Annotated in this window: 10 protein-coding genes; 7 read left to right on the forward strand and 3 right to left on the reverse strand. The window is 59.4% G+C overall.

All coding sequences use genetic code 11. The features are described from left to right. The first annotated feature begins 1 nt into the window (after nt 1). Entirely contained in the window at nt 2-754 is a 753-nt protein-coding gene (gene moeB, locus IM271_RS05195; RefSeq protein WP_048999333.1) for a molybdopterin-synthase adenylyltransferase MoeB, read from the forward strand. A gap of 89 nt (nt 755-843) precedes the next feature. Here moeB and fsa read toward each other — a convergent pair whose 3' ends face one another. After that, the gene (fsa, locus tag IM271_RS05200; protein ID WP_193052268.1) at nt 844-1,506 is read right to left on the reverse strand and encodes a fructose-6-phosphate aldolase; all 663 of its coding nucleotides are present in this window, start codon (nt 1,504-1,506) and stop codon (nt 844-846) included. Between the two features lie 127 nt (nt 1,507-1,633). On the opposite strand from fsa, the gene IM271_RS05205 reads away from it, so the two are divergent. From IM271_RS05205 to IM271_RS05220, 4 genes are all read left to right on the forward strand, one after another. Further along, nucleotides 1,634-2,533 carry a glycyl-radical enzyme activating protein gene (locus IM271_RS05205; protein WP_193052269.1) on the forward strand — a complete coding sequence of 300 codons (900 nt, stop codon included), beginning with the start codon at nt 1,634-1,636 and terminating at the stop codon, nt 2,531-2,533. Between the two features lie 4 nt (nt 2,534-2,537). Next, a complete protein-coding gene (locus IM271_RS05210; protein ID WP_193052270.1) occupies nt 2,538-4,970 on the forward strand; it encodes a formate C-acetyltransferase/glycerol dehydratase family glycyl radical enzyme in 2,433 nt (810 codons plus the stop codon). A 166-nt stretch (nt 4,971-5,136) separates the two neighbouring features. After that, entirely contained in the window at nt 5,137-5,952 is an 816-nt protein-coding gene (locus IM271_RS05215; RefSeq protein ID WP_193052271.1) for a Cof-type HAD-IIB family hydrolase, read from the forward strand. A gap of 149 nt (nt 5,953-6,101) precedes the next feature. Continuing rightward, nucleotides 6,102-7,358, forward strand: coding sequence for a DUF1479 domain-containing protein (locus IM271_RS05220; RefSeq protein ID WP_193052272.1), 1,257 nt, complete (start codon nt 6,102-6,104; stop codon nt 7,356-7,358). Here IM271_RS05220 and IM271_RS05225 read toward each other — a convergent pair. Continuing rightward, nucleotides 7,355-8,428 carry a LacI family DNA-binding transcriptional regulator gene (locus IM271_RS05225; RefSeq protein ID WP_060572581.1) on the reverse strand — a complete coding sequence of 358 codons (1,074 nt, stop codon included), beginning with the start codon at nt 8,426-8,428 and terminating at the stop codon, nt 7,355-7,357. The genes IM271_RS05220 and IM271_RS05225 overlap by 4 nt on opposite strands. 288 nt (nt 8,429-8,716) lie before the next feature. Between IM271_RS05225 and IM271_RS05230 the strand changes: the two genes are divergently transcribed. Together IM271_RS05230 and IM271_RS05235 are read left to right on the forward strand one after the other, a co-directional pair. Next, entirely contained in the window at nt 8,717-10,018 is a 1,302-nt protein-coding gene (locus IM271_RS05230) for an MFS transporter (RefSeq protein WP_059357997.1), read from the forward strand. Between the two features lie 17 nt (nt 10,019-10,035). Beyond that, a complete protein-coding gene (locus IM271_RS05235; protein ID WP_193052273.1) occupies nt 10,036-12,399 on the forward strand; it encodes a TIM-barrel domain-containing protein in 2,364 nt (787 codons plus the stop codon). Between the two features lie 92 nt (nt 12,400-12,491). On the opposite strand, the gene IM271_RS05240 is transcribed toward IM271_RS05235, so the two are convergent. Further along, a complete protein-coding gene (locus IM271_RS05240) occupies nt 12,492-14,087 on the reverse strand; it encodes an ABC-F family ATPase (protein ID WP_041910703.1) in 1,596 nt (531 codons plus the stop codon). Nucleotides 14,088-14,264: the final 177 nt, after the last annotated feature.

Below are 14,264 nucleotides of genomic sequence, written 5' to 3' on the forward strand. Positions count from 1 at the left end.
CATGACGGTGGAGCTGAGCGACCAGGAGATGATGCGCTACAACCGCCAGATCGTGCTGCGCGGGTTTGACTTTGAGGGCCAGGAAGCGCTTAAGGCAGCCAAAGTGCTGGTCGTCGGTCTCGGCGGGCTGGGCTGCGCCGCCGCGCAGTATCTTGCGGCGGCGGGCGTGGGCAGGATGACGCTGTTGGATTTCGATACCGTCTCGGTGTCCAACCTGCAGCGCCAGACGCTGCACAGCGACGCGACGGTTGGCCAGCCGAAAGTAGACTCTGCCCGCACGGCGCTGGCGCGCATCAACCCCAACGTTCAGTTCACACTGATTGACGCGATGCTGGATGACGACGCGCTGTTCGCGCAGATTGCGCAGCACGATCTGGTGCTCGACTGCACCGATAACGTCGCCGTCCGTAACCAGCTGAACGCGGGCTGTTTTGCCCACAAAACCCCACTGGTCTCCGGCGCGGCAATCCGCATGGAGGGGCAAATTAGCGTCTTCACGTACGCGGATGGTGAACCCTGCTACCGCTGCCTGAGCCGTCTGTTTGGCGAGAATGCGCTGACCTGCGTCGAGGCGGGCGTGATGGCGCCACTCGTCGGCGTGATTGGCTCATTGCAGGCAATGGAAGCGATCAAAGTGCTGGCACACTACGGCACGCCTGCCGCGGGGAAAATCGTGATGTATGACGCGATGACCTGTCAGTTCCGCGAGATGAAGCTGATGCGCAATCCGGGGTGTGAGGTTTGCGGAGGTTAAAGCAAACGGCAACCTTCAGGTTGCCGTTTTAGTGTTTGCTCCCTCTCCCTGTGGGAGAGGGTTGGGGTGAGGGCATCAGGCCGCACCCGTCAGATAGACGTCCGTCCAAACGCCCCCTGCCAGTCCTGCTCAAACTTCACGATCGCGGCATCCACCGCAGGGGAAGTAACAAACTGCTGCGCGACGTCCAGCGGCAGCGTGATGGACTCGCACCCTGCCAGCAGGCAATCCAGCGCCTGTCGCGGGGTTTTAAAGCTCGCGGCCAGCACCTTTGACTGCGGCGCGTGCAGCGCCAACAGCTGCTGCAGTTCAATCACGGTCTGGATCCCGTCCCCGCCCTGCGCGTCCACGCGGTTAACGTAAGGGGCCACATACTCTGCTCCGGCCAGGGCCGACAGCATCCCCTGCGCGGCGCCGTACACCGCCGTGCCCAGCGTCGGGATCCCTTCCGCTTTCAGCATCTTAATGGCCGCCAGCCCTTCTGCGGTCACCGGCACCTTCACCACCAGGTCGTTAATGATAGCGCGCAGCTTGCGCGCGTCTTCCACCATCCCTTCGGCGGTGGTTGCCATTACCTGCGCAAACAGACGGCCCTTACCGCCCAACGCGTCGTGCAGTGCGGGCAGCAGCTCATCTAGCGGCGTTTTTCCTGCCGCCACAATGCTTGGGTTGGTGGTCACGCCCGCCAGCGGGAAGATACGCGCCAGCTTTTTGACTGCCGCAACGTCAGATGTGTCGAGATAAAGTTCCATGATGTCACCCTCAAAATTAGCCTGCACTTACCCTATCACGATAAAACCTGCTCAAGAGTTGACCTGAATCAAGATAACTTTCATTCGAAAGTCATTTAATCTTCATATGCAACTTGAGGGCAAAAATATGATCTTCAATATTCAGCGTTATTCCACCCACGACGGCCCCGGTATTCGAACCGTGGTGTTCCTGAAAGGCTGCTCGCTGGGCTGTCGCTGGTGCCAGAACCCGGAAAGCCGCTCGCGCAGCCGGGACGTGCTGTTTGACGCGCGCCTGTGTCTGGAAGGCTGCGACCTGTGCCAGCAGGCGGCACCGGGCTGTATCGAACGCGCGCTCAATGGCCTGGTCATCCACCGCGAAAAGCTGAGTGAAGAGACGCTTAACGCCCTCACCGACTACTGCCCGACGCAGGCGCTTACCGTCTGCGGTGAAGAGAAGCAGGTGGACGAGATCATGGCCACCGTGCTGCGCGACAAACCTTTTTATGACCGCAGCGGCGGCGGGATCACCCTCTCCGGCGGCGAGCCGTTTATGAACCCGGAGCTGGCGCACGCCCTGTTCAAGGCCAGCCACGAACAGGGTATCCACACCGCCGTCGAAACCTGCCTTCACGTTCCGTGGCACTATATGGAGCCGTCATTACCGTACGTCGATCTGTTCCTTGCCGACCTTAAGCACGTCGACGGAGCGGTGTTCAAACAGTGGACCGACGGTTCGGCCAAACGGATCCTGGACAACCTGAAGCGCCTCGCCGCTGCCGGGAAAAAGATCACCATCCGCGTGCCGCTGATCCAGGGCTTTAACGCCGATGAAGCGTCCATCACAGCCATTACCAACTTCGCCGCCGACGAACTCGGCGTCGATGATATTCACTTTTTGCCGTATCACACGCTGGGCATGAACAAATACACCCTGCTCGGCCAACCTTACTCTGCCCCTGACAAACCGCTGGATAACCCTGCCCTGCTGGATTTCGCGCAGCAGTACGCCTGCCAGAAAGGGTTAACCGCGACCTTACGAGGATAAACCTATGACCACCCTGAATCTCAACACCCTCAGCGAACGTATTAAAGCGCATAAAATGGCGCTGGTGCATATCGTCAAGCCGCCGGTCTGTACCGAGCGCGCGCAGCATTACACCGAAATGTACCAGCAGCACATGGACAAGCCGATCCCGGTGCGTCGCGCCCTGGCGCTGGCACATCACCTGGCGGAACGCACCATCTGGATCAAGCACGACGAGCTGATTATCGGCAACCAGGCAAGCGAAGTGCGCGCCGCGCCGATCTTCCCGGAATATACCGTCTCCTGGATTGAGAAAGAGATTGACGATCTGGCGGACCGTCCGGGTGCGGGCTTCGCGGTGAGCGAAGAGAACAAGCGTGTTCTGCATGAAATCTGCCCGTGGTGGCGCGGCCAGACGGTGCAGGATCGCTGCTATGGCATGTTCACCGACGAGCAGAAAGGCCTGCTGGAAACCGGCATCATCAAAGCCGAAGGCAACATGACCTCCGGCGACGCGCACCTGGCGGTAAACTTCCCGCTGGTGCTGGAGAAAGGTCTCGACGGCCTGCGCGCCAAAGTGGACGAGCGCCGCTCGCGCATCAACCTGACGGTGCTGGAAGACCTGCACGGCGATCAGTTCCTGAAAGCAATTGATATCGTGCTGGAAGCCGTCAGCCTGCACATCAAACGCTTCGCCGACCTGGCGCGTGAGATGGCGTCTACGGAAACCCGCGAAAGCCGCCGCGACGAGCTGCTGGCGATGGCGGAAAACTGCGACGTGATTGCCCACGAGCCGCCAAAAACCTTCTGGCAGGCGCTGCAGCTGTGCTACTTCATTCAGCTGATCCTGCAGATTGAGTCCAACGGCCACTCCGTTTCCTTCGCCCGTATGGACCAGTATCTCTATCCGTACTATCGCCGCGACGTGGAGCTGGACCAGAGCCTGGATCGCGAGCACGCCATCGAGCTGCTGCACAGCTGCTGGCTGAAGCTGCTGGAAGTGAACAAGATCCGCTCCGGCTCGCACTCCAAGGCCTCCGCCGGCAGCCCGCTGTACCAGAACGTCACCATTGGTGGTCAGAAGCTGGTTAACGGCGAGCCGATGGACGCGGTGAACCCGCTCTCCTACGCGATTCTGGAGTCCTGCGGTCGCCTGCGCTCCACCCAGCCAAACCTGAGCGTGCGCTATCATGCGGGCATGAGCAACGACTTCCTCGACGCCTGCGTGCAGGTGATCCGCTGCGGCTTCGGGATGCCGGCATTTAACAACGATGAAATCGTGATCCCGGAATTTATCAAGCTTGGCGTGGAGCGCGACGATGCGTATGACTACGCGGCCATCGGCTGCATCGAAACCGCGGTGGGCGGCAAATGGGGCTACCGCTGCACCGGCATGAGCTTTATCAACTTTGCCCGCGTCATGCTCGCCGCGCTGGAAGGCGGCCGCGACGCCACCAGCGGCAAAGTGTTCCTGCCGCAGGAAAAAGCGCTCTCAGCCGGCAACTTCGACAATTTCGAGGAGGTGATGGCGGCGTGGGACAGCCAGATCCGCTACTACACCCGCAAATCTATCGAAATTGAGTACGTGGTAGACACCATGCTGGAGGAGAACGTCCACGATATTCTCTGCTCGGCGCTGGTGGACGACTGCATCGAACGCGCGAAAAGCATCAAGCAGGGCGGCGCGAAGTATGACTGGGTCTCCGGCCTGCAGGTGGGTATCGCCAACCTCGGCAACAGCCTGGCAGCGGTGAAAAAGCTGGTCTTTGAGCAGGGCGCTATCGGTCAGCAGCAGCTGGCGGCGGCGCTGGCGGATGACTTCGACGGGCTGACCCACGAGCAGCTGCGCCAGCGCCTGATCAACGGTGCGCCGAAATACGGCAACGATGACGATAGCGTGGACATGCTGCTGACCCGTGCTTACGAAACCTACATTGAGGAGCTGAAGCAGTACCACAACCCCCGCTACGGCCGCGGCCCGATTGGCGGTAACTACTACGCGGGCACGTCGTCTATCTCCGCTAACGTTCCGTTCGGCGCGGCAACGATGGCCACGCCGGACGGACGTAAGGCCCACACCCCGCTGGCAGAAGGGGCTAGCCCGGCCTCCGGTACGGACCACCTCGGCCCGACGGCGGTGATTGGCTCCGTGGGTAAACTGCCGACGGAAGCGATTCTTGGCGGCGTGCTGCTTAACCAGAAGCTGAACCCGTCGACGCTGGAAAACGACAGCGATCGCCAGAAGCTGATGGTGCTGCTGCGTACCTTCTTCGAGGTGCACAAGGGCTGGCATATTCAGTACAACATTGTCTCCCGCGAAACGCTGCTGGAAGCGAAGAAGCACCCGGACCAGTACCGCGACCTGGTAGTGCGCGTGGCGGGTTACTCGGCGTTCTTCACCGCCCTGTCGCCGGATGCGCAGGACGATATTATCGCCCGTACTGAGCATACGCTGTAAGAAAACGCCCGGTGGCGCTGCGCTTACCGGGCCTACAGCATCTCCCCGTAGGCCGGGTAAGGCGAAGCCGCCACCCGGCTTTCTGACTTTCATTCGAAATTAAATTTGTGCTCCCCGTCACCTTGTTATTAGAATGTTTCAAAACGCAGTGACCCAGGAGCACAGTATGACCGTTAAAGTTATCGTCACCGATATGGACGGAACTTTCCTTGATGATGCCAAGCAGTACGATCGTGACCGCTTCCAGGCACAGTTTGAGCAGCTTAAATCCCGCAATATTGAGTTCGTTGTCGCCAGCGGCAACCAGTATTACCAGCTCATCTCCTTCTTCCCCGAACTGAAAGAGCAGATCTCCTTCGTGGCGGAGAACGGCGCGCTGGTGTTCGATCACGGCGAGCAGGTTTTCCACGGCGAGCTGACCCACCATGAGTCGCAGATCGTTATTGGCGAACTGCTGAAAGACAAAGGGCTGAACTTTGTAGCCTGCGGGCTGGAGAGCGCCTACGTCAGCGACAAAGCCCCGGACGCCTTCGTGGCGCTGATGTCAAAGCACTATCACCGCTTAAAACGCATCAGCGATTACCGCGAAATCGATGACGTGCTGTTTAAGTTCTCCCTGAACCTGCCGGACAGCGATATCCCGAACCTGGTCGATAAACTGCACGTCTCCCTGGACGGCATCATGAAGCCGGTCACCAGCGGTTTCGGTTTTGTCGATTTGATTATCCCCGGCCTGCACAAGGCCAACGGCATTAGCCGCCTGCTGAAACGCTGGAAAATCTCCCCGCAGGAGTGCGTCGGCATTGGCGACAGCGGCAACGATGCCGAGATGCTGAAGCTGGTGAAATACTCTTTTGCGATGGGCAACGCGGCGCAGAGCATTAAAGACATTAGCCGCTACAGCACCGACGACAACAACCATCAGGGCGCGCTGAACGTCATTCAGGCCGTGCTCGACAACCACTCTCCTTTCGACGTCTGATCCTTTCCTCGCCGGAGCCCCGCTCCGGCCTCTCACTCTTTTTCCGTCCTGTGGCTTGCGTCAAGTTTTTAAAATTGCATTAACTTATTTTTAACTTAAAGTATCACTTGTAGACATTTTTACTTTCGAATGAAAGATGCGAGGCAGTTATGACCTTTACCAGTGAAACCTTGCCGGCGGATCACAAAGCGGCAATCCGTCAGTTAAAACGTGAGTTACGCGCGCAGATCGGCGACGTGCAGGCGGTGTTCGACAAGCTCAGCGATAAAATCGCCACCCGCGTGGCGGAGATCAACGCCCTGAAAAATAAAGGCGAATCCGTCTGGCCGGTGATTCCGTTTGCAGATGTGAAAAACGGCACGATTACCGACGCTCAGCGCGAGGCCGTTAAGCGCCGCGGCTGCGCGGTGATTAAAGGTCACTTCCCCCGCGAGCAGGCGCTGGCGTGGGATCGGTCGATGCTCGACTACCTCGATCTGAACAAGTTTGACGAGGTGTACAAAGGGCCGGGCGACAACTTCTTCGGCACCTTAACCGCCTCCCGCCCGGAGATTTACCCGATCTACTGGTCCCAGGCACAAATGCAGGCGCGCCAGAGTGAAGCGATGGCGCAGGTGCAGTCGTTCCTGAACCGTTTATGGACATTCGAGAGCAACGGCAAGCAGTGGTTCGACCCTGACGTGAGCGTGATTTACCCGGACCGCATTCGCCGCCGTCCGCCGGGAACCACCTCCAAAGGGCTGGGGGCGCATACCGATTCCGGCGCGCTGGAGCGCTGGCTGCTGCCGGCTTACCAGCAGGTGTTTGCCCGCGTGTTTGACGGCAACGTCGAGAAATACGATCCGTGGAACGCCGCGCACCGTACTGAAGTGGAAGAATACACCGTGGATAACACCACCAAATGCTCGGTGTTCCGCACCTTCCAGGGCTGGACGGCGCTGTCGGACATGATCCCCGGCCAGGGGCTGCTGCACGTGGTGCCGATGCCGGAAGCAATGGCCTACATTCTGCTGCGTCCGCTGCTGGACGACGTGCCGGAAGACGAACTCTGCGGCGTGGCGCCGGGGCGCGTGCTGCCGATTTCCGAGAAGTGGCACCCGCTGCTTGTCGAAGCATTAACCAGTATTCCGGCGCTGGAAGCCGGCGATTCCGTGTGGTGGCACTGCGACGTGATCCACTCTGTCGCGCCGGTGGAAAATCAGCAGGGCTGGGGCAACGTGATGTACATCCCCGCCGCGCCAATGTGCGAGAAGAACCTCGCCTATGCGAAAAAGGTCAAGGAAGCGCTGGAAACCGGCGCGTCGCCGGGAGACTTCCCGCGCGAGGATTATGAAAAAAGCTGGCAGGACCGTTTTACCGTGAACGATCTCAATATCCACGGCAAGCGTGCGCTGGGCATGGCTTAACTGTCGTACAGCCCTTCCCGCTCCACGGCGGTGCGTCGTTTCCCCTGACGTATCCGCCGTACCGATTCCCGCACGGCCAGCGTGCCGTTCAGCAGCAATGTTCCTGACGGCGCGTCCGGGCGCATCAGCCGCTGCTGGAGCATATGCACCGCTTCCGTTCCCAGCTCGTCGCGGGGAACATGCACCGCCGTTAAGGGCACATCCTGAATCGCCGCCAGATTAAAGCCGTCAATGCTCATCACCGAGACGTCCTGCGGCACGCGCAGACCGTGATTTTGCAGCGCGCTGATGGTGCCTGCCGCCATAAAGTCCCCGCCTACCAGGAACGCCGTCGGCAGGTCTTTTCCCTTCTGTTGGTTAAGCCACTCGCTCACCAGTTGCTCCGTCTCTCTGGCGCTGAAGCTTGGCACCACCAGCAGATCGCGCCTGTCGTTAAACCTGAGATTATGAGCGTGCCACGCGTCGCGGATCCCCGCCAGGCGCAGCTCCATGGTGTAGCGACGCAGGCACAGCACGTTCATCACCTCGCGGTGCCCCATCTCGAACAGGTACTCCGCCGCCCGCTCGCCGATGGCGCGATGATCCGGGGCAACGGCAGGCAGGCGCATGCGGCGGTCCCGGCAGTTAATCAGCATGCAGGGTTTCCCCACATCCACCGCCAGATCGTGGATATGCGGATCGTCGATACCGAGCAGAATGGCCGCCTGGGTATCCGGCTCGTTCATGCGTGCCAGAAAAATCTGGGCGTCGCTGTCGTTCTCCTCCAGCGCGCAGTAGCGCAGCCGAACCTCGTGCGAGGCAAGCCCTTTGCTCACGCTCTGGATCACGCGGTAGTAAAAGATGTCGGACCGCTCGTCGAAGGCACGCTGAGGGGCAAAAACCACCAGGCTGTTAAGCAGCAGACGCCCCGCCGCCATGCCGTCCATCACCCCCAGCTCCCGCGCGCACGCCAGCACCTTAGCCCGCGCCTTTTCGCTGGTATTCGCTTTGCCTGCCAGCACACGGGAAACCGTACTGATGGAGAGCTGGGTACGGGCGGCAATTTCGGTGATTTTTAGCCTTTTGTCCATTTTGTGATCTGGCTCCATTTGCGAAATGAAAAAATTTTCATGGCGTATTTGTCAGGCAATAACTGACATAACGACCATCATGCCAGAGGTTTTACGTCAATTATGAGAAATTTTGCACAAAATCCACTTTTGCCCTCTCATTTTCTTCCCTAAGGTGAACTTGTCACACAGCTTCCATACTAGTTGTATAGCAACTTAAGCATTCTAAGCGGATAGAAATCAAAGGCATAACAATCTGTGTGACACCTGAACCTCCGTCCCCTTACCGTCCGTCTTGTGGAGAGTAAAATGAGTCAGGACATCAATAACACCGTTGCGACAAGCAAAACCCGTCGCGTCATTAAGAATTTGCGCTGGTACGTGCTGGTGCTGTTTTTACTTGGCGTCACCGTTAACTACATCACCCGTAACTCACTGGGGATCCTCGCCCCGGAACTGAAAGAGAGCCTCGGGATCACCACCGAGCAGTACTCCTGGATAGTCGGCGCGTTTCAGATCGCCTACACCATTTTCCAGCCCCTGTGCGGCTGGCTGATCGACGTTATCGGCCTGAAGATTGGCTTTATGGTCTGCGCCGGGATCTGGGCGCTGATGTGTATCTTCCACGCGGGCGCCGGAAGCTGGCTGCACCTGGCGATTCTGCGCTTCTTTATGGGTGCTTCCGAAGCTGCCGCCACGCCAGCGAACGCCAAAACCATCGGTGAATGGTTCCCGAAATCAGAGCGTCCCGTTGCCGCCGGCTGGGCAGGCGTGGGCTTCTCCATCGGCGCGATGCTGGCCCCGCCTATCATTTACTTTGCTCACGCGTCGTTCGGCTGGCAGGGCGCGTTTATGTTTACCGGCGTGCTGGCGCTGCTGTGGGTGCTCCTCTGGTGGGCGTTCTACCACAACCCGGAACAGCACCCGAACCTGAGCCGCGACGAGCTGGCGTTTATCAAACAGGATAACGAACCCGCACCGGTCAAGCTGCCCTTCCTGACCGCGCTGAAAACCGTCTCGAAAAATAAACGCTTCTACGGTATCGCCATCCCGGCCTTTATGGCGGAACCGGCCTGGGCGGTGCTGAGCTTCTGGGTGCCGCTGTACCTTGCCAAAGAGCACGGCATGGACCTGAAGCAGATTGCGATGTTTGCCTGGCTGCCGTTCCTGGCCGCCGACCTCGGCAGCGTAGCGAGCGGCTACCTGACGCGTCTGTACACCCGCTGGTTCGGCTGCTCCCGCGTGAACTCGGTGGTGGCAAGCTCCGTCACCGGCGCGTTTCTGATGATTTCTCTGGCCATCGTCGCCGTGACCCGCGACCCGTATATCACCATCGTGCTGATCTCCATCGGCGGCTTCGGGCACCAGATCATCTCCTGCATGCTGAGTGCTCTGGTCGTGGAGTCGTTCGACAAAGGCCAGATGGCGACCGTCAACGGCATGCGCGGCTCGGCGGCGTGGATCGCCAGCTTCCTGTTCTCCCTGTTAATCGGGGTGACCGCCGACAAAATCGGCTTCAACCCGCTCTTTATTGCCATGGGCTTTTTTGACCTGATTGGCGCTCTCTTCCTGGTGGCATTTATTGCTGAACGTCGCGCTAAGCGCGCCTGATAGTGGATGTATTGCATATGAAAACCCTGAAAAACTGGACCGTTGATAAGCAGTCTGCGAATCATCTGGAGCTGCTGGTCGATAATCAGCACCGCCTGTGCCTGTACGTGCTGGAACAGAACCTGTTCCGCGTGCTGATTAAGCGCGAAGGCGAGCTGGCGCTGGACCGCACCTGGAGCATCGCGCCGGAACAAGACGTGCCGTGGGAAGGCCGCCGTCGTGACGACTTGAGCGGTTTCTCCTGCCCGGCCTGGACCCTGACGCAGCAGGATGACGCAGTGACGGTGGCAACCGAGCAGCTGCGCGTCACCGTCCACCAGCCCCTGTGGCTGGAGTGGCACTACCGCAATGATGCGGGCGAATGGCAGCCGCTGGTCCAGGATCGCCCGACCAGCGCCTACCTGCTGAACGCCCACGGCGACGGCGTGGCGCACTATCTCAGCCGTCGCAAGGACGAGCGTTTCTACGGCCTGGGTGAGAAAGCGGGCGATCTGCAGCGCAACGGCAAACGCTACGAGATGCGCAACCTGGACGCGATGGGTTACAACGCCGCCAGCACCGACCCGCTCTACAAGCACATTCCGTTCACCCTTACCCGCCGCGACGACGTGAGCTACGGCCTGTTCTACGACAACCTGAGCAGCTGCTGGCTGGATCTGGGCAACGAGATCGACAACTATCACACCGCCTATCGCCGCTGGCAGGCAGAAGCGGGCGACATCGACTACTACCTCTTTACCGGCGCGCGCGCGCTGGACGTCACCAAAGCCTTCGTGCGCCTGACCGGGAAAACGCTGTTTGGGCCGAAGTGGAGCCTGGGCTACAGCGGCTCGACCATGCACTACACCGACGCACCGGACGCGCAGAATCAGCTGATGAACTTCATCCGCCTGTGCGAAGAGCACGCCATTCCGTGCGATTCGTTCCAGCTCTCGTCCGGCTATACCTCCATCAACGGCAAGCGCTACGTCTTCAACTGGAACTACGACAAAGTGCCGCAGCCGAAGGCGATGAGCCAGGCCTTCCACGACGCGGGACTGAAGCTTGCGGCCAACATCAAGCCGTGCCTGCTGCAGGATCATCCCCGCTACGGTGAAGTGGCGGAGAGCGGCCTGTTCATCCGTGATTCAGAAACCGACGCGCCTGAACGTTCCAGCTTCTGGGATGACGAAGGCTCGCACCTCGACTTCACCAACCCGCAGACGGTGCAGTGGTGGCAGAACGGCGTGACCACGCAGTTGCTGGAGATGGGCATCGACTCCACCTGGAACGACAACAACGAGTATGAAGTGTGGGACGGGGAAGCCCGCTGCTTTGGCTTCGGCAAGGAGATCGCCATCAAGCACATTCGCCCGGTGATGCCGCTGCTGATGATGCGCGCCTCGCTGGAAGCGCAGCAGCGCTTTGCGCCGGAAAAACGCCCGTATCTCATCTCCCGCTCCGGCTGCGCCGGGATGCAGCGCTACGTTCAGACCTGGAGCGGCGACAACCGCACCAACTGGGACACCCTGCGCTATAACATCCGCATGGGGCTGGGCATGAGCCTGTCCGGATTATTCAACGTCGGGCACGACGTCGGCGGTTTCTCCGGCGACAAGCCGGACGCCGAGCTGTTCGTGCGCTGGGTGCAGAACGGCGTAATGCACCCGCGCTTTACCATCCATTCCTGGAATGACGATCGCACCGTGAACGAGCCGTGGATGTACCCGGGCGTGACCCCTGCGATCCGCAGCGCCATTGAGCTGCGCTACCGCCTGCTGCCGTATCTCTACACCCTGCTCTGGCAGGCGCACGCCGACGACGAGCCGATGCTGCGCCCGACCTTCCTCGACCACGAGCACGACGCGCAGACCTTCGAAGAGTGCGATGACTTCCTGCTGGGCCGCGACCTGCTGGTCGCCAGCGTCGTCGAAGCCGGGCAGCGCGAGCGCCGCGTCTGGCTGCCGGATAACGAAACGGGCTGGTACGATTTTTACACCCACGCGTGGTATGCGGGCGGGCAATCCATCGTCCTTGATGCGCCGCTGGAAAAACTGCCGCTGCTGGTGCGCGCCGGGGCCGGTCTGCCGCTTAGCGAGCGCATCACGCATGTGAGTGCTGAAAAAGATACGACCCGCGAGCTGAAGCTGTTCCCGGTTAAAGGCGTCGGCACAACCACGGGGCTGCTGTTTGAGGACGACGGTGAAAGCTGGGGCTATCAAAAGGGCAATGCGCTGTGGGTGGAATGGGAAATGGAGTGTGATGGCGCAACCATCAACCTGAAGGTCAACGCGCGCGGGGATTATCGTCCGGCGTGGAAGGCGCTGAAGGTGTCGTTACCGGCGGGGGAAAAACGTACGCTGCGGGTAAACGGGATTGAAGGGAGCGAGTGGGTGGTGTAGTACGGCCTGATGCCCTCACCCTAGCCCTCTCCCACAGGGAGAGGGGATAGAACGTAGGCCGGGTAAGGCGAAGCCGCCACCCGGCTTTTTTTTTAGCCGTCGATACCTTTGCTGCGCAGGTAATCTTCGTAGTTACCGGTGAAGTCCACCACGCGCTCTGGCGTAATTTCGATCACGCGGGTCGCCAGGGAGCTGACGAACTCACGGTCGTGAGAGACGAAGATCAGGGTGCCCTGATACATCTCCAGCGCCATGTTCAGCGATTCGATCGATTCCATGTCCAGGTGGTTGGTCGGTTCGTCCATCACCAGAATGTTCGGTTTTTCCATCATCAGCTTGCCGAAGAGCATGCGGCCTTTTTCACCACCGGAGAGCACTTTGGCCGGCTTTTTGATGTCGTCCTGGCTGAACAGCAGACGACCCAGAATGCTGCGCACCGCCTGCTCGTCGTCACCTTCCTGCTTCCACTGGCTCATCCAGTCGAAGACGGTCAGGTCATTTTCGAACTCGTACTCATGATCCTGCGCGTAGTAGCCAATCTGCGCGTTCTCGGACCACTTCACGGTGCCGTTGTCCGGCTGCAGTTCACCCACCAGGGTTTTCAGCAGGGTAGATTTACCCACGCCGTTGGCGCCCAGAATGGCAATTTTCTCGCCCACTTCCAGCAGCAGGTTGAAGTTTTTAAACAGCGGGCCTTCATCAAAGCCTTTGGTAAGCGCCTCAACTTCCAGCGCGTTACGGAACAGCTTCTTGTCCTGCTCGAAGCGAATGAACGGGTTCTGACGGCTGGAGGCTTTAACCTCTTCCAGCTTGATTTTGTCGATCTGACGGGCACGCGAGGTCGCCTGACGGGATTTAGAGGCGTTAGCGCTGAAGCGGCTCACGAAGGATTGCAGGTCCGCAATCTGCGCTTTCTTCTTGGCGTTGTCGGCAAGCAGACGTTCACGCGCCTGGGTGGCTGCCGTCATGTACTCGTCGTAGTTGCCCGGATAAACGCGCAGCTCGCCGTAGTCCAGATCCGCCATGTGCGTACAGACCATGTTCAGGAAGTGACGGTCGTGCGAGATGATGATCATGGTGCTGTCGCGGTCGTTCAGCGTCTGCTCCAGCCAGCGGATGGTATCGATGTCCAGGTTGTTCGTTGGTTCGTCGAGCAGCAGGATGTCCGGGTTAGAGAACAGCGCCTGCGCCAGCAGCACGCGCAGCTTCCAGCCAGGCGCGACTTCGCTCATCGGGCCGTAATGCTGTTCAACCGGAATACCCACGCCCAGCAGCAGCTCGCCCGCACGCGCTTCCGCGGAGTAGCCGTCCATTTCGCCGTACTGGGTTTCCAGATCGGCCACTTTATAGCCGTCTTCTTCGCTCATTTCGGCGAGACCGTAGATACGATCGCGCTCCTGCTTCACTTCCCACAGCTCCGCGTGCCCCATGATCACGGTGTCGAGCACGGTGAACTCTTCGAAGGCGAACTGATCCTGACGCAGCTTACCGATACGCTCGTTCGGATCGAGCGACACGTTGCCCAGCGTCGGCTCTAAATCGCCGCCGAGGATCTTCATAAAGGTGGATTTTCCGCTACCGTTGGCACCAATCAGGCCGTAACGGTTGCCGCCGCCAAATTTGACGGAAATGTTTTCGAACAGCGGCTTACTGCCAAACTGCATAGTGACGTTGCTGGTAACTAACACGGAGAGATTCCTGCGAAAAGTGTGATAAACACGGCATTATGCCACAATTCCGAATTGAGATCCCGTGTTGCGGCAATCCACTAAACTTTAACAAAATCGAAAAAAATGTGATTTCGTACACATCTGAATTCCCTGTAAGCGGGAATGCACATATAATGCGCTCCCATCACAGATTCA

Source organism: Enterobacter cloacae complex sp. I3, assembly GCF_014896175.1.
Taxonomy (GTDB): domain Bacteria; phylum Pseudomonadota; class Gammaproteobacteria; order Enterobacterales; family Enterobacteriaceae; genus Enterobacter; species Enterobacter bugandensis.

What these genes read in the sequence shown, in the direction of transcription:
- IM271_RS05235 (WP_193052273.1), top strand. Translation starts at nt 10,036, where the DNA reads ATGAAAACCCTGAAAAACTGGACCGTTGATAAGCAGTCTGCGAATCAT.
- IM271_RS05215 (WP_193052271.1), top strand. Translation starts at nt 5,137, where the DNA reads ATGACCGTTAAAGTTATCGTCACCGATATGGACGGAACTTTCCTTGAT.
- IM271_RS05220 (WP_193052272.1), top strand. Translation starts at nt 6,102, where the DNA reads ATGACCTTTACCAGTGAAACCTTGCCGGCGGATCACAAAGCGGCAATC.
- IM271_RS05225 (WP_060572581.1), bottom strand. Translation starts at nt 8,428, where the DNA reads ATGGACAAAAGGCTAAAAATCACCGAAATTGCCGCCCGTACCCAGCTC.
- moeB (WP_048999333.1), top strand. Translation starts at nt 2, where the DNA reads ATGACGGTGGAGCTGAGCGACCAGGAGATGATGCGCTACAACCGCCAG.
- IM271_RS05205 (WP_193052269.1), top strand. Translation starts at nt 1,634, where the DNA reads ATGATCTTCAATATTCAGCGTTATTCCACCCACGACGGCCCCGGTATT.
- fsa (WP_193052268.1), bottom strand. Translation starts at nt 1,506, where the DNA reads ATGGAACTTTATCTCGACACATCTGACGTTGCGGCAGTCAAAAAGCTG.
- IM271_RS05230 (WP_059357997.1), top strand. Translation starts at nt 8,717, where the DNA reads ATGAGTCAGGACATCAATAACACCGTTGCGACAAGCAAAACCCGTCGC.
- IM271_RS05210 (WP_193052270.1), top strand. Translation starts at nt 2,538, where the DNA reads ATGACCACCCTGAATCTCAACACCCTCAGCGAACGTATTAAAGCGCAT.